This is a genomic window from Roseibium sp. MMSF_3247 (assembly GCF_030733765.1).
Taxonomy (GTDB): Bacteria; Pseudomonadota; Alphaproteobacteria; order Rhizobiales; family Stappiaceae; genus Roseibium.
This window is the reverse complement of record NZ_JASHII010000009.1, coordinates 117,180-131,668: the sequence shown is the minus strand read 5'-3', so window position 1 is coordinate 131,668 and position 14,489 is coordinate 117,180. Positions and strand designations below refer to the sequence as shown.

General features: G+C 57.1%; 16 protein-coding genes. 10 read left to right on the top strand and 6 right to left on the bottom strand.

Annotated features, from left to right (window positions below):
- Nucleotides 1–40: 40 nt before the first annotated feature.
- Both RBB44_RS23160 and RBB44_RS23155 read right to left on the bottom strand, forming a co-directional pair.
- Entirely contained in the window at nt 41–448 is a 408-nt protein-coding gene (locus RBB44_RS23160) for a DUF4332 domain-containing protein (protein ID WP_209173100.1), read from the bottom strand.
- 44 nt (nt 449–492) lie between these two features.
- Nucleotides 493–942, bottom strand: coding sequence for a DUF2780 domain-containing protein (locus tag RBB44_RS23155; RefSeq protein WP_306150375.1), 450 nt, complete (start codon nt 940–942; stop codon nt 493–495).
- A gap of 104 nt (nt 943–1,046) precedes the next feature.
- On the opposite strand from RBB44_RS23155, the gene RBB44_RS23150 reads away from it, so the two are divergent.
- The 7 genes from RBB44_RS23150 (at nt 1,047) to RBB44_RS23120 (ending at nt 8,182) form a co-directional block, all read left to right on the top strand.
- Nucleotides 1,047–2,606 (top strand): helicase HerA-like domain-containing protein, encoded by a 1,560-nt coding sequence (locus RBB44_RS23150; protein ID WP_306150372.1) that lies wholly within the window; start codon nt 1,047–1,049, stop codon nt 2,604–2,606.
- Nucleotides 2,607–2,625: 19 nt separating this feature from the next.
- On the top strand, nt 2,626–3,576 hold the full coding sequence (locus tag RBB44_RS23145) for a cation transporter (RefSeq protein WP_306150371.1): 951 nt from the start codon (nt 2,626–2,628) through the stop codon (nt 3,574–3,576).
- A gap of 105 nt (nt 3,577–3,681) precedes the next feature.
- The gene (locus tag RBB44_RS23140; RefSeq protein WP_306150370.1) at nt 3,682–5,070 is read left to right on the top strand and encodes a dipeptidase; all 1,389 of its coding nucleotides are present in this window, start codon (nt 3,682–3,684) and stop codon (nt 5,068–5,070) included.
- Nucleotides 5,071–5,130: 60 nt separating this feature from the next.
- Nucleotides 5,131–5,712 (top strand): TIGR00730 family Rossman fold protein, encoded by a 582-nt coding sequence (locus tag RBB44_RS23135; protein ID WP_306150369.1) that lies wholly within the window; start codon nt 5,131–5,133, stop codon nt 5,710–5,712.
- A 156-nt stretch (nt 5,713–5,868) separates the two neighbouring features.
- A complete protein-coding gene (locus RBB44_RS23130) occupies nt 5,869–6,456 on the top strand; it encodes a DUF1131 family protein (RefSeq protein ID WP_306150368.1) in 588 nt (195 codons plus the stop codon).
- Between the two features lie 113 nt (nt 6,457–6,569).
- Nucleotides 6,570–7,565, top strand: a complete 996-nt coding sequence (gene meaB / locus RBB44_RS23125) for a methylmalonyl Co-A mutase-associated GTPase MeaB (RefSeq protein ID WP_306150367.1) — start codon at nt 6,570–6,572, stop codon at nt 7,563–7,565.
- Between the two features lie 8 nt (nt 7,566–7,573).
- The gene (locus RBB44_RS23120; protein WP_306150366.1) at nt 7,574–8,182 is read left to right on the top strand and encodes a peptidase C15; all 609 of its coding nucleotides are present in this window, start codon (nt 7,574–7,576) and stop codon (nt 8,180–8,182) included.
- Here the strand turns inward: RBB44_RS23120 and RBB44_RS23115 are convergent.
- Nucleotides 8,145–8,768, bottom strand: coding sequence for a TetR/AcrR family transcriptional regulator (locus tag RBB44_RS23115; protein ID WP_306150364.1), 624 nt, complete (start codon nt 8,766–8,768; stop codon nt 8,145–8,147). The two genes, RBB44_RS23120 and RBB44_RS23115, sit on opposite strands and share 38 nt — an antisense overlap.
- 288 nt (nt 8,769–9,056) lie before the next feature.
- Between RBB44_RS23115 and RBB44_RS23110 the strand changes: the two genes are divergently transcribed.
- Complete coding sequence (locus RBB44_RS23110) at nt 9,057–9,530, top strand: YHS domain-containing (seleno)protein (RefSeq protein WP_133952966.1); 474 nt, start codon at nt 9,057–9,059, stop codon at nt 9,528–9,530.
- A gap of 90 nt (nt 9,531–9,620) precedes the next feature.
- On the opposite strand, the gene RBB44_RS23105 is transcribed toward RBB44_RS23110, so the two are convergent.
- The gene (locus tag RBB44_RS23105) at nt 9,621–9,908 is read right to left on the bottom strand and encodes a hypothetical protein (RefSeq protein ID WP_133952967.1); all 288 of its coding nucleotides are present in this window, start codon (nt 9,906–9,908) and stop codon (nt 9,621–9,623) included.
- Nucleotides 9,909–10,083: 175 nt separating this feature from the next.
- Here RBB44_RS23105 and RBB44_RS23100 point away from each other — a divergent pair, with 175 nt between their 5' ends.
- Nucleotides 10,084–11,436 (top strand): TIGR03808 family TAT-translocated repetitive protein, encoded by a 1,353-nt coding sequence (locus RBB44_RS23100; protein WP_371932348.1) that lies wholly within the window; start codon nt 10,084–10,086, stop codon nt 11,434–11,436.
- A gap of 21 nt (nt 11,437–11,457) precedes the next feature.
- Here the strand turns inward: RBB44_RS23100 and RBB44_RS23095 are convergent, their stop codons facing one another.
- On the bottom strand, nt 11,458–12,990 hold the full coding sequence (locus RBB44_RS23095; protein ID WP_306150362.1) for a diguanylate cyclase: 1,533 nt from the start codon (nt 12,988–12,990) through the stop codon (nt 11,458–11,460).
- A 224-nt stretch (nt 12,991–13,214) separates the two neighbouring features.
- Entirely contained in the window at nt 13,215–14,021 is an 807-nt protein-coding gene (locus RBB44_RS23090) for a dimethylarginine dimethylaminohydrolase family protein (RefSeq protein ID WP_306150361.1), read from the bottom strand.
- Between the two features lie 12 nt (nt 14,022–14,033).
- Here RBB44_RS23090 and RBB44_RS23085 point away from each other — a divergent pair, with 12 nt between their 5' ends.
- The gene (locus tag RBB44_RS23085; RefSeq protein WP_306150360.1) at nt 14,034–14,483 is read left to right on the top strand and encodes a GNAT family N-acetyltransferase; all 450 of its coding nucleotides are present in this window, start codon (nt 14,034–14,036) and stop codon (nt 14,481–14,483) included.
- Nucleotides 14,484–14,489: the final 6 nt, after the last annotated feature.

Genomic DNA, 14,489 nt, shown 5'->3' with positions numbered 1-14,489 from the left:
TGGCGCCCCCGCTGCAAAACAGATGGACTGACCGGAACGATCAGTAGGTCATCATCGGCGCAAGGTCCTTGGCCTGATCGACCCACTTGGTGACCTGGGTCTCGCTCGGCACCTGTCGCACGAGGCTCTTTTCGTCGTTCACTTCTTTCATTTTCGCGGCGAGGTTCGCCGCGTTGCGGTGCTTAAGTTCCTTGACGGTGTCCACACCGGCCGCTTCCAGAAGTTCGGAATACTCTTCGCCGACGCCGCTGATGCGCATCAGATCGGCCATGTTGGCCCATTTGAGGATGCGCTTGCCGTCAATGCCGGTTTCCTCTTCCAGAGCCTTGCGGCCCTTCGGGTCCTTTGCCCGCTCAAGATACGCTTCCGTTGTCTTGATGCCGATTTCGCCGAGTTTGGCCGCATAAGTCGGGCCGATGCCCTCGATCTCATCGATGGAATAAGACATCCTCAATTCACTCCCGTTGCACCGGCGGCCGAACCCTGGGGCACTTAGACGATCTGGCTCAGTCCCGGAATTTTCGCAATAACCTCATCAACAACGTCATCCCCGGCTTTTTCTTTAGCATAAGAGACGAGTTCTTTGACAAGCCCTTGTATTTCACCCATGCCGAGCCCGGCTTTGTTGAGCTCGTTAAGCGCTGCCATCGCGCCCATGGTGCCGCCCATCATGTTGCCAAGGCCGCCCAGAAGGCCTCCGCCACTGGTTCCTGCGCGCGCGGCCAGAAGATCGGCAGCGCCCGGCAAAGCATCCAGCACCTGCTGCATTTTTTCTGCCGGTGCTTCCTTGTTCAAAAAGCCCAGGATAATCCCAAGACCATCCTCGGCCTGCTGCTGTTCGATGCTCGCTCTTGCCATGATGCGGCTGATCAGTTCTTGCATGTTGTCACGTCCTGAAGATTGCGCCGGGAACCTCCGGCAAGTTTGAAGTTGCCTCCCTATACAGGCTCGATGACAGCTTCGTCGACGGCATTTGGTCTAACACGCGCAATTTTCAAAAGACTGGGCTAGGTTGTTTCCGTAAGGGACGGATTCGGGGGACGAATGTGAGTAAGGACAGTCAGATTTTTGTTGGATACAGCGGCAAGGATGAAACGCTTTCATTGAAACTGGCCAACCGCCACGGCCTGATTGCCGGGGCAACCGGAACCGGCAAAACCGTTTCGCTGCAGATCCTTGCAGAAGGATTTTCCAAAGCCGGAGTGCCGGTGTTCTGCTCCGATATCAAAGGGGATCTTTCGGGTCTGGCAGCAGCCGGCACCTCCAAGGACTTCCTGGAAAAGCGTGCCAAAGAAGTCGGGATCGACATGACCTACGACTATGAGGCCGTACCGACGGCCTTTTGGGATCTGCTCGGCAAACAAGGCCATCCGATCCGTACGACCGTATCGGAAATCGGCCCCCTGCTCCTGGCCCGGCTTTTGGAGCTGAACGACACCCAGGAAGGCGTGCTTAATGTCCTATTCGAGCTCGCCGATGACGAAGGTCTGCTGCTCCTCGATCTGAAGGATTTGAGGGCCATGCTGACCCATGTGGCCGAGCGGGCCTCCGAGCTGTCCACCGTCTATGGCAACGTCTCGAAATCCTCGATTGGTGCCATCCAGCGTCGACTGTTGGTTCTGGAGCGTCAGGGTGGCGAGCATTTCTTCGGTGAACCGGCGCTCGACATCCGCGACTTCATCCGCACCGCTCCGGACGGCCGCGGCATGGTGAATATCCTGGCTGCCGACAAGCTAATGACGGCGCCGCGTCTTTATGCCGTGTTCCTGCTTTGGCTGCTCTCCGAACTTTTTGAAGAACTCCCTGAAGTTGGAGATCCGGACAAGCCGAAGCTCGTCTTCTTCTTCGACGAAGCGCATCTTTTGTTCAACGGCGCTCCCAAAGCGCTTCTGGAAAAAGTGGAACAGGTGGTGCGCCTGATCCGCTCAAAGGGGGTCGGGGTCTATTTCGTGACACAGAACCCGCTGGACATCCCCGAGACTGTGCTGGCGCAGCTCGGCAACCGGATCCAGCATGCCCTGCGCGCGTTCACGCCGCGCGATCAAAAGGCAGTGCGGGCGGCCGCCGAAACCTTCCGGCCCAACCCGGATCTCGATACCGAACGTGTCATTACCGAACTTGGCGTTGGCGAAGCACTGGTCTCGACGCTGGAAGGCAAAGGCATTCCCTCCATCGTTCAGCGCACGCTGATCCGGCCGCCCTGTTCACAACTCGGGCCAATCACCCAAGCGGAACGAAGGACCTTAATCCAGTCCAGCCCCGTCTTCGGGCTCTATGAGCGTCAAAGAGATCGGGTATCTGCCTATGAAGTTCTGATGAACCGGGCCGAAGAGACCCAGCGGATGGAGCAAAGGCAGGCGGAAAAGGACGATAAGTTCGCGGAAAAACACGGCGAACCGCGCCGCACGCGTTCGGGTTTTCAATTGCCGGATTTTGGACGTGACGACCGTCCACGCCGGCAGAGCCGCCAGCGGCGGACGCAGCGGCGCAGCCAGCGAGACACGGCTTTCGAAGCCGGTTTGAAGTCAGCTGCCCGAAGCTTCGGTACATCGCTTGGACGTGCCCTCGTGCGCGGTCTGATGGGATCCTTGAAACGCGGCAATTGATAAGAACGGAGAAACGGCGATGGCGTCCCCGGAACTGCTGATCGAGCAGCGTGCCTTGACCGTCGGGAAATGGTCGAACCTGTTCATGGCGTTTGCCGGCATTCTGGCCTCCTGGCTGTCGCGCTCGGACGCCATGCTCGTGGATGGGCTTTATTCGGCCGTCAACTTCGTTTCGGCGATTGCTGCTGCACGGATTGGCGCACGCGTCGGTCTTCCCGCCACCCGCAGCCGCCCGTGGGGGCATGACTTCGATGAGGTGCTTTATGTTACCTTTCGCAGTCTCATTTTGATCGGCATCCTGGTCTTTGCAGGCTTTGTCTCAGGTACCAAGATCTGGACCTTCTTCACTGGCGGCGACGTGCCAGAGTTGGTCTTCGGACCGATAGTCATCTACTCGGTGGTCATTGTGGCAATCTGTCTTGCCCTTGCCGTCAATTATCACCGCGCATACCGCAAGACCGGCCAGCGCAGCGCGGTGCTGAAAACCGAATCCCGGGCCGCCATGATTGACGGGGCCTTGAGCGTTGGCACTGGCGCTGCACTCCTGTCTCTGCCCTTCTTGCAAGACACGCCGCTTGGACCCTATGTGCCGATTGGCGACGCGGTGATTGTGGTGCTGCTGATCCTGGTGATCATTTGGCAGCCACTCTCTTCGTTCCGCTCCACCCTGGCCGACCTGTCCGGCACCAGCGCGCCACGAAAGACTTACTCGAAGGTATCCCGCGTTGCCCGCGATCTTGCAAAAGAACATGGTTACAAGCTGCATCGGGTTGCGGTGCTGCAAGCCGGGCGCATGCATTATGCCGCCATCTACATTGATCCGCTGAAGCCCATCGAGGCCCATGACGTCGACCTTTTCAAGGACAAGGTATCAGGGCGGCTTGAAGATGTGGTCGGGCCAACCCGCGTGGAGGTTATGGTCACCGCCCGCAATGGTCTCAAGACTTCCCCAGCGGCGGCAAGCGCTTAAGGAAAACGCATTGCGCCCCGCCCGATCTTGTGGCCTTTTATGCCCTTCTCAAGGCCGCTTGTGAGCCGGCCTTTCACATCCTGTTTCATAATTTAAGGACATGTCATGAGTTCCATCGACAAGGTATTGGCGCGCATTGATGCCGACCTGGACAACAGTCTCGATCGCCTGTTTGAACTCCTCAAAATCAAGTCCATCTCCACCGACCCGGAATTCAAGGCCCCGTGCCGGGAAGCTGCCGAGTGGCTGGCGAAAGAATTGAACGACATCGGGATTGAGGCCTCCGTGCGCGATACGGAAGGCCATCCGATGGTCGTCGGACATCGCAAATCCGGTAAGCCGGGTCCGCATGTTCTGTTTTACGGCCACTACGATGTCCAGCCGGTCGATCCGCTGAACCTTTGGAACAGGGATCCGTTCGACCCTGCGATCGAAACGAAGGAAGACGGGACCAAGATCATCGTTGCGCGCGGTGCTGCGGATGACAAAGGCCAGCTGATGACCTTCGTGGAAGCGGCCCGCGCCTTCATCGCTGAAACCGGAGATCTGCCGGTCGATGTCTCCATCCTGTTCGAGGGCGAGGAAGAATCCGGCTCCCCGTCCCTGCATCCGTTCCTGGAAGCCAACAAGGACGAGCTTTCCTGTGATATGGCGCTGGTGTGTGACACAGGTCAATGGGACGCCGATACTCCGGCGATTTCCGTCATGCTGCGCGGCATGGTCGGCGACGAAATCATCGTCAAGGCCGCCAGTAGAGACCTGCACTCCGGGTCTTATGGCGGGTCGGCGCAAAACCCGAACCACATCGTTGCCAACATCATTGCAGGACTCCACGATGAGAACGGCAAGATCACGTTGCCGGGCTTTTATGACGGCGTCATCGACATGCCGGAAGAGGTCACGGCGATGTGGGACAAGCTCGGCTTTAATGTCGAGGAGTTCCTCGGCGATGTCGGCCTGAAATACCCACGCGGCGAAAACGACCGCACCCCGCTAGAGCACCTGTGGACCCGCCCGACCTGTGAGGTCAACGGCATGTGGGGCGGCTACCAGGGCGCAGGCACGAAGACCGTCATTCCGGCCGAAGCCCATGCGAAATTCACATTCCGCCTGGTCGGCGATCAGGATCCGGAAAAGATCCAGGACGCGTTCCGCGCCTATGTCCGCTCCAAGATCCCGGCAGACTGTTCGGTCGAATTCATCTCCAAGGACGGCAGCCCGGCGCTCCGGCTCGACTTCGCGATGCCGGTTCTGGAGAAAGGCAAAAAGGCCTTGAAAGATGAGTGGGGCAAGGACGCAGCGCTCACCGGCATGGGCGGGTCCATTCCGATTGTTGGTGATTTCAAGCGGATGCTCGGCATGGATTCCTTGCTGATCGGGTTCGGCCTTGAGGACGACCAGATCCACTCGCCGAACGAAAAATACAACCTGAAGAGCTTCCACAAGGGCATCCGGTCCTGGGCGCGGGTTCTCGATGAGCTTGCAAAGGACTGAAGTTGAGCTCAAGTCCCCGGCCGCCAAGAGGCGGCCGGATTTCCCAGTTCGGAGAAAACGATGAAATCGATTTGCGTGTTCTGCGGGTCAAGTTACGGCGCGCTGGAAGACTACAACGACGCGGCAAAAGCAACCGGTAAGGCCATTGCCGACAGAGGCATGCGGCTGGTCTATGGCGGGGCGCGGGTTGGCCTGATGGGCAGCGTTGCCGATGCAGCTCTGGAAGCTGACGGCGAGGTGATCGGCGTTCTTCCGCATTCGCTAAAGGAAAAGGAGATCGAGCACCAGGGTCTAACCGAACTGCACCTCGTCAAGTCCATGCACGAGCGCAAGGCCATGATGGCGGACCTGTCGGATGGCTTTATCGCCCTGCCCGGCGGCGTCGGCACGCTGGAGGAGATCTTTGAGGTCTGGACCTGGGGCCAGCTCGGCTACCATCAAAAACCCTGCGGATTTCTCAACATCAATGGCTATTACGACCACCTGATTGCCTTCCTGGATCATCAGACACAGGAAGGCTTTACCAAGAAAGAAATGCGGAACATGGCGCAGATCGCGGGCGCGCCAGAAGACCTCATTGCGCTGTTTGAACGATATTCTCCGCCATCGACACCCAAGTGGATCAAGAAGGACGAAACCTGAGATCACGAGGCCGTCTGCCGGTTCGGCTGATTGAGACAAAAAGCCCTGTGAAGAGTGTTAAAACTGACGAGCGGATGGTTTCCTCGATCCCATTGGTGATGCTAAAACCCGCGTCGTGAAATTGCCTGTTCCCATGGCCGATGGAGTATCTTGTTTATGCGTGCGCCGATTGTTGCGTTCCTTTTGATTTCCGCTTTTCTGACCACAGCCTGTACGCCGTCTGCGGACCTTGCAGCCCCGGAAGCTGCGTTCCGGACTTCCAATGTCACCCTGTTGCAAATCACCGAAGACCGGGTTGGCGGCATCACCGCAGAAACGGCTTATGCACCGAAAGCGATTGAGGCCTCCCTTCCCGGCTTTACCACCGAGGGCATTCAGACCGCCGTTGAAAACAACACAGAATGGGCATTGGCCGCCTTTAATACCGACGGTTTTCAAGTCTTGCAGGTTTTCAAGGGACAGAATGGCAAGGTGCGCACCGTTCATGGTGTCACCCACCATTTGCAGGGCCCTAATGGCGAGCGCATTGGAATGACCTTCGCCGAGATCGGCACCGCGCGCGCTGATTGCCGCATTGGACGCAACTTGTGGCGGGGTATGGCGATCTGCGAGTCAACCGGCCATCCGAATGTCGAACTGGTCTACGCAATACCGGGATACACCGGTCCGTTCGACGTGCTGCCACCAGCCCAGGAACTCTTTGACGCGCAGTTGCAGCGCATCCTTTGGACACCAAAGACCTAGGTTCGGACTCTAAACGAACTGGTTTGAGGAATGCCGGAGCCTTTGCGGCGAGCATTCCTCGTCCAAACGTTGCTGGTGACCTTTCCTGATTCTTGGCGTAAAGCCATGGTCCTATGACTTATAGGACCTTACCCGATCCAAGGCACCTTGCCGGACAACTGATATCAGGCAACCGGGCTGCGCTTGCCCGCGCAATCACGCTTGTTGAATCCAAAAAACCGGAGCATCGCAAGATCGCTCGGGAACTGGTGCAGGAAGTCCTGCCTCGGACCGGCAAGGCGCTTCGCGTCGGCATCACCGGCGTTCCAGGCGCCGGGAAATCGACCACGATCGACACCTTCGGGTCCAATCTCACGGCAGCTGGCCACAAGGTCGCGGTTCTGGCGGTCGACCCGTCTTCCACACGCACCGGGGGCTCTATTCTCGGCGACAAAACCCGCATGGCCCGCCTTGCCGTCGACCGGAATGCCTTTATCCGGCCGTCGCCGTCGGCTGGCACATTAGGCGGCGTTGCAGCCAAAACACGGGAAACGATGCTCCTGTGCGAAGCTGCCGGTTTCGATGTCATTCTCGTCGAAACCGTTGGCATCGGACAGTCGGAGACAACGGTTGCCGATATGGTCGATTTCTTTCTTGTGCTGATGTTGCCTGGAGCGGGCGACGAACTCCAAGGCATTAAGAAGGGCGTCCTGGAAATCGCCGATATGATTGCCGTGAACAAGGCCGACGGCGATGGCGCCACCAGGGCAAGAACTGCAGCCTCTGACTACCGCGCCGCATTGCATATTCTTGCTCCGAAAACGCCGACCTGGAGCCCGCCTGTGATCACGATCTCCGGGCTTGCCAATGAAGGTCTGGACCATATGTGGGAGCAGATCACGGTTTACCGCGAGCGCATGACCGCAAGCGGGGAATGGCAAAAACGCCGTGCAGACCAGCAAGTTTCATGGATGTGGGATACACTGCAACAACGCCTGATGGAATCTCTGAAAACAAATCAGAAGACCGCCAACCGGCTGAAGACCTTGGAAGCAGATGTGCGCGACGGCACCACGGCGGTGTCCGTAGCCGTTGATGAATTATCCACCCTCATGGGCTTAAACAATTGATTTGATTTATGAAGAATACTCAAAAAACGATACTTGTAACCGGTTTCACCCCCTTTCCAGGGGCCCCTGTCAATCCGACGCAACTCCTTATGAAACGGCTCCCGAAGCGGCTAGGTGTGCATCAGCACGGCGTCGCCTATCACTTTGATGTCCTGCCGACGACCTGGGAGGCCCGCTCAAGTGTTACGGATGCGCTGCGCCGCGAGGTCCAGCCAGATGCCATCGTGCATTTCGGCGTTGATGGCACCCGGAAGGACATTAATGTTGAAAACCGTGCGGTCAACAAGGCCATTCAAGTCCGGTTCGACAGTGCCGGAAAAGGCCCCGCAAATCCGGAGCTCGACCCGAAGGGCGAACGTGCGCGTACTGCAACTCTTCCCGCCGGACATCTGGCCACAGCGGCGCGGCAATCGGGAGCCTCAACAAAGGTGTCTCAGAATGCGGGGACGTACCTTTGCAATGCCACGCTGTGGGATTCCATCGGGTCCGGCATCCCGAGCATTTTCGTCCACGTTCCGCCGCTACCGCGGACGAGATGGGATCCACGCCCGTCCCTTGCCTTGGTTGAGAATGCTGCGGTTAGTCTGCTGCAGGAACTCGCCCGCCGGATGCGGTAATACCGGCAATCAGGTTTTCGGCTTGCGTGACGCAATCCCGCGCCATTCGGCCAGCGAGACCGGCGCGTCCCAAAACACGCATTCCAAAGTAAAGCGCCAACAGGGCCCGCGCTGTTTCTCCGGCGCGGTTGCCCTTACAATCTGACGGGGTCAAATCATCTTCCAGGGCTTTTTGAAAGGCCGCTTCCAGCCTCATGGCCATAGCCTGCAACCTCTGTTCGATCTTCCCGCCTTGCGCTCCCTTATCTGCCATGGCGTTACATAAAAAGCAGCCGAGCCGGTCGCCGTCTGTCTCGGCCATGTCCGCGATATTTGTCAGAAGGCTGAGGATGCGGTCCCGACCGGACCCGTTTTCGGGGTTACCCAAAAAAGCAACCGTCGAAGACACGACCTGTCGATCATAGCGGTCCAGCGTTGCCAGATAGACCGCGTGTTTGTCCTTGAACGCCTTATAGAACGATCCCCTTGTGATCTTCATGGTCTTCAGAAGACGGGCAAGAGACGCTTCCTCATAGCCAAGGTCCCAGAACAGGCTCATGGCACTGTCCAGTGCTGCATCTGTCTCAAATTCCCTTGGTCTTGCCATCGGCTTGGTCAGCCTCCTTTAGCTGCCTTCCAAACATCGGCACCTTTCGGGCGGTTTGCAAGGATGATCGGGTACCGATCGCCAGGACACCATCGTCTTTTAGATGGGTGCTCTCAAGATCTCACAAACCGCTCACCGCTTCGTGCTTTGCAGATGATCACCCAAATTCCCAATTTGGGTTCACCGGTGAGGGCAAATTTTTTTGATAAGTTTGGAACCATTTGGTTCCTTATTTTCGAAACGAACTCCCTTGCCGATTACCCTGTCTTTCCTTGGAGTTTAAAAAACATGTTTGCTAATCTGATCCGCGGCACCGTTGCTGCTGCTGTTGTTGCCGGCACTCTCGTATCCAGCGCCTTCGCTGCAGGTGTTGATGTCAACGCAACCGTCACCGGCCTGGCTCTGCGCGGCGTTGACCCGGTTTCCTATTTCACCAACGGCGCTCCGAAAGATGGCGATTTCTCCATCACGTCGGTCCACAACGGTGCGACCTACCGGTTTACCTCTGAAGAAAACAAAGACCTTTTTGAGAAGAACCCTGAGAAGTATCTGCCGCAATACGGCGGGTTCTGTGCCTTTGGCACCGCGATGGGCGTGAAGGTAGATGGCGATCCGGACCTCTGGAAAATCGTTGATGGCAAGCTTTATCTGAACCTGTCCGAAAGCATTCAGGAGCGTTGGAACAAGGACACGGCCGGCTTCATCGAAAAAGGCGACGACAAGTGGACTGAAATCGAAAACGTCGATCCGTCCGAGCTGTAATAACTAAAAGACAAGAACTTACGACAGGCGGAGATGGCCTCATCTCCGCCTTTCTCGTCCCTGCACTTCCCGGCCGGCCGATCAGCCCCTTCAGCTCAATGCAGTTGTCCTGCGGCTCAGTTCTCCCGCGTGCTCATGGAGAAAATGCCGTAGCGCCATGAACAATTCCTTCGCATGGGCCTTGTCCCCACGATCAAGGGCGTCACGAATGTCGTCCTCAATCATGCGCACAATCTTATCCGCGCCCTTTGGTTGATGCAGAAGATAAGCACCGAGTGCTGCCGCCGCGATTTCGCTGATATGTTCGTGTTCGGCAAGAGCAAGGATTTCAGCCTCGTCCAGATCGGACATGCCGATGCAGTCCTGAATGGTAATCATTATCGGATCCTCCACCCATAGCCGGCAAAGAATATCAAACCGCACAAAGTGCGTCAAAATCAGGAACATCACGCATTCGGCACACCGCTTGCTCTTTTGAACTCCAAAACAACTCGATTTTCCGTTTTGGAGCTGATCCGTGCCAAAAGACGCCAGAATATGCCTTAAGCCTGTCCTGACCAGCCGGCGGGCGTTCCTTGCTGGGACAGCTTTGTGTCTTTCCGGCACAGCTGCTGGGGCTTCAATGGATGTTGCGGATCTGCGCGGCTCGATCGATTCCGCTGACCTTGGTCTGATCCCCAACGCCACGAATGACCAGACCGCGCAGTTTCAAAATGCCGTCAACCGGGCAGTCGAACGCGGCCGGGCCCTGTTTCTGCCCGCGGGCACCTATCCAGTGGCAAACTTACGTCTTCCGTCCGGCACACTGATTGTCGGTGTTCCGGGCCGGACGCGCCTTGTTTATCAGGGCGGCGGCGGCCAGCTCATCCGGGCAGAAGGGGTCAGCAACATCGGCCTTACCGGAATTACGTTTGATGGAGCGAACCGCTCCATCGGCGACTTCACGGACGGTCTCTTGCACTTCATTGGGGTCCGCAATCTGGCGATCGACGAATGCGAAGTCGCCGGGTCAACCAAATCCGGGCTCCTTCTCGACCGATGCTCTGGCCGCATCGAGAATTCCCGGATATCTGGGGCTGCCGAAGCCGGTATCCGCTCCAATGAGGCTACCGGCCTCTCTATCATCGGCAACACCGTAACGGACTGCGCCAATGGCGGTATATGGATCCATCGCTGGCAGGACGGCGAAGACGGCACGATTGTTTCAGGCAACCGTGTTGAACGGATCAGCGCACGCTATGGCGGCACCGGTCAGTTCGGCAATGGCATCAACGTGTTTCGGGCTGCCGGTGTTGTTGTCTCCAACAACAGGGTGGCCGACTGTGCCTTTTCCGCGATCCGCTCCAATGCCGGATCCAACATCCAGATCATCGGGAACTCCTGTTTGCGGTCTGGTGAGACTGCCATTTACAGCGAATTTGGTTTCCAAGGCGCGGTGATCGCCAACAACATCGCGGACGGCGGCACGATTGGCATCTCCATTGCCAATTTCGCTGACGACGGGAGGCTCGCTGTTTGCTCGGGAAACCTTATCCGGAACATTAAGGACACAGGCCCCTATCCGCCGGATGTCGCCGGGTTTGGTATCGGGATTGCCGCCGAAGCCGATACGACTATAACCGGCAACGTCATTGAGGGCGTTCCGAAATACGGCATGCTGCTCGGCTGGGGCCCGTATATGCGCAACATCATTGCATCACAGAACGTCTTGCGGGACTGCAACATAGGAATTGCAGTAAGCGTTGCCGACGGCGCCGGGCCTGCGGTCATTACGAACAACATCGTTCAGGGCGCCAAGCAAGGCTCCATCAATGGGTTCCGCTGGCTTGAGCGGGCGACGGGTGAACTCAACGGCACGTCCGAATTCTCCAATTTGACGGTGCACAGCAACCAGATCTGGAGTTGAGCGAGCGCATAGAGGCGAGTTTTACGCAGGGGTTGGAGAGCCTTCACCCGTGGTTTTATCCTCCAGTGACGGCTCATACACCACCACACAATTTCGTCCGTTTGCCTTTGCGCGGTACATAGCCAAATCGGCCCGGCGCAGAACCATCGATAGTGCCCGGTCTTTTTCCAAAACCGGACTGATCCCGAAACTTGCTGTGTAGTTGAGTTTGTGACTGGACACCGACCTTTCCAAAAAGGCCTGACGCAGTTTCTCTGCAACATTCTGCCCGCCTGATACGGTGGTATTGGGCAAGAATACTGCAAACTCTTCCCCGCCAATCCGACCGAACAGATCGTAATTGCGAACGAAGCCCATCGTCACCGCAGCACAATCCTTCAGGATCCGATCTCCAATTTGGTGCCCATAGGTGTCGTTCACTTCCTTGAAGTGGTCCAGATCGAACATGATCACGCAGGCATCTTCGCCGCCGCGAATGGCACGGTTCAGTTCCTCGTTTCCACGTTTCAAGAAAACGCGCCGGTTCGGAGCACCCGTCAAAGCGTCCGTCGACGCCAGTTCTTCGGCTTTCCTCTTGGCCTCTTCCAGTTCGGCAGTCCGCTCACGGACTTTCTGGTCGAGCGTATCTTTGACATGTTCCAGATGCCGGACCTGCTGGCGAACCTGTTCGCGCGTTGCATGAAGGGTCAGGACCAGGACGCCAATCACTCCCAGCAGAAGCTGCGTGTTGATCAGGGTGGTGTTCCTGTCGATGCCCTGCAAAGGCCCCTGGCCCAGCGCGGTCGGAACAATGATGCCACCAATCAAGAACAACAACGCGAAAGAGATATAGATCCGGCTGAGGCGCAGGGAGGCCCACATGAGCAAGACCGGCAAGACCGCGAGTTCGAAACTCTGCATCAGACCGCCGACATCGCTCCAAAACGCAATGTAAATGGCGGACAGGATCAAGAGGAAATTGACGACTGTCTCGAAACCCGGCAAAACGCGTTCTGTCTTTTCGGATAGATAAACAGCAAGCGCAAACGGTGTGATTGCCAAGACACCGATCGCATCGCCGGTAAACCAGGTCGCAAATGTATTGCCGTAGTTTTGCGCATCGATGAGACCGGCTGCCAACAGCCCCGACACGCCAATAAGGGCACTGACCGCCGCACCGCCTGCAACACCAATCACCAAAAAGGCGGACGCAGTAGAGACACTCTGGAACATTCGAAAAGGGCGGAAATAGCGATGAAGCACGATGCTGCATCCAACCGATGCCAATACATCGCCAATGCCATTGGAAATGCCAGCGAGGAGCACCTGAACAGCCGAACCAAACGACGAAAAATCAGCATACGCCCAGACGTTGCCCAGGAATGCACCCAAGATCACACCCGGCCAGATGTGCGGCCCGCGCAGAAGCGCCCAGGTGAGCATCAATCCGGATGGCATCCAGACCGGGGTGACATTGCCTGGAGGAATAGCAAGCGTTTGCCCCAACCGTGCAGTCAGGACATAAAGCCCTGCCACCAAGGCTATTTCACTGATCCGAAACCAAAAGGTCGGCACGCATATGTCTCCCCGGGACAAAGACCCCCACCGGTCCCCACCTGACGTAATCCCGAATACCTTTCAGTATTTTCGAATGCCAAAACCTTTCCATACGCAAAATCACGTATTTCACAGTCAATCGGAAAACCGTGGCCCCGATTGATTTAAACACCGGTTTCTCCAAAGCGGCAGACCCTGAGCAGCAGGATCTGCGCCTTGTTACATCTGACAGTAATCCAGCGTTAGGCTGCTTTGCTGGCGAATCGCAAGGACAAGCAGGACAAACCACCATCCACTTTGCGCGCCTCGTGCGTTGGAAGAACAACCGTCTTGAAACCAGCAGCTTCGATGGCTGCAAGGGTTTTGGGATAGCCTTCCGGCACCAGAACAACTTCGTTCACACGGATCACGTTGGCCGCATAGTCTTCCCCGTCCGGCACAACGACGACTTTCCGCTCGCCGAAGAACCCACTTTTCGCCATCACTTCAGTTGCCAGAATGACGCCCTCACCAAGGGTCGAGCAGGCTGTCTTGAAGTGGAGTACACCTTCCGGCGTTTCGCAGACCTCTGCGTTATAACCCCACTCTTTGAGGAGTTGTGCGAACGCGTCTGCACCTTCCCGGTTGGTGCGCGCAGAAAGCCCGATCAGGATCACATCGTCCAGCATCAGGATGTCGCCGCCATCAACGTAGCCGATACCCGGCAATTCAACGACCTTGTCGAAACGTGCATCGAGCGCTGCTCGAATTTCCTTGCCTTCGCCCTCGCGGCTTGCCGTACCAGGGCGCAATTGGATCGCACCTTCAGGAAGGCAAAAGGCCGGATCCTCAACAAAACAACTGTCCGGATAGGCTTCCAATTGAGGCAATACGTCGACGGTCAGCCCTGCGTCTTGCAATGCCTTGACGTAGAGCTCATGTTCTGCGCGAAAGGCGTCACCGCTGGGATCACCTGTGTCCACAGCCCGCAACCCGTTCGCGACACTGTCTGCCGGCTTGCGGGTGATAGCATGAGTGAAACGATAGGACAGACCGGCGCGCGCCACCATTTTGGAACTCCAATGACAATAACAAACCAAGACCCAGCCATTCGCAGAGCAAATTTGCAAGACGTGAATGCGCTGAAACAGTGCATCGATCGTGCCTATGCACCGGTAAAGGCGAGGCTCAGCGACCTGCCCGATGTTTCCGCAGGGTTAGAATCCGAGATTACGGACAACGTGGTTTATGTGGCTGAAACCGACGAAAACATCATCGGATGTGTGGTCTTGGCGGTTAATGGCGAGACGGCTCAGCTCGTCAACATCGCAGTCGATCCGGAATACGGTGGACGCGGTGCCGGACGAAAACTCATAGAGGTGATCGAAACCCACGCTCGGGACATGGGCGCAATAGAGATCCAGCTGGCAACGCATATCGGAATGCCCGAAAACGTTACACTTTACGCGCATCTCGGCTGGGCAGAGACCGGACGTTCTGGCAACAAGGTCCGGATGAGCAAACCAGTCTAGGGCCGT

Excerpts from the sequence above, each read along its gene's own strand:
- RBB44_RS23130 (WP_306150368.1), top strand. The coding sequence starts at position 5,869 with ATGCGTGCGCCGATTGTTGCGTTCCTTTTGATTTCCGCTTTTCTGACC.
- RBB44_RS23085 (WP_306150360.1), top strand. The coding sequence starts at position 14,034 with ATGACAATAACAAACCAAGACCCAGCCATTCGCAGAGCAAATTTGCAA.
- RBB44_RS23120 (WP_306150366.1), top strand. The coding sequence starts at position 7,574 with ATGAAGAATACTCAAAAAACGATACTTGTAACCGGTTTCACCCCCTTT.
- RBB44_RS23110 (WP_133952966.1), top strand. The coding sequence starts at position 9,057 with ATGTTTGCTAATCTGATCCGCGGCACCGTTGCTGCTGCTGTTGTTGCC.
- RBB44_RS23140 (WP_306150370.1), top strand. The coding sequence starts at position 3,682 with ATGAGTTCCATCGACAAGGTATTGGCGCGCATTGATGCCGACCTGGAC.
- meaB (WP_306150367.1), top strand. The coding sequence starts at position 6,570 with ATGACTTATAGGACCTTACCCGATCCAAGGCACCTTGCCGGACAACTG.
- RBB44_RS23160 (WP_209173100.1), bottom strand. The coding sequence starts at position 448 with ATGTCTTATTCCATCGATGAGATCGAGGGCATCGGCCCGACTTATGCG.
- RBB44_RS23145 (WP_306150371.1), top strand. The coding sequence starts at position 2,626 with ATGGCGTCCCCGGAACTGCTGATCGAGCAGCGTGCCTTGACCGTCGGG.
- RBB44_RS23115 (WP_306150364.1), bottom strand. The coding sequence starts at position 8,768 with ATGGCAAGACCAAGGGAATTTGAGACAGATGCAGCACTGGACAGTGCC.
- RBB44_RS23105 (WP_133952967.1), bottom strand. The coding sequence starts at position 9,908 with ATGATTACCATTCAGGACTGCATCGGCATGTCCGATCTGGACGAGGCT.
- RBB44_RS23135 (WP_306150369.1), top strand. The coding sequence starts at position 5,131 with ATGAAATCGATTTGCGTGTTCTGCGGGTCAAGTTACGGCGCGCTGGAA.
- RBB44_RS23090 (WP_306150361.1), bottom strand. The coding sequence starts at position 14,021 with ATGGTGGCGCGCGCCGGTCTGTCCTATCGTTTCACTCATGCTATCACC.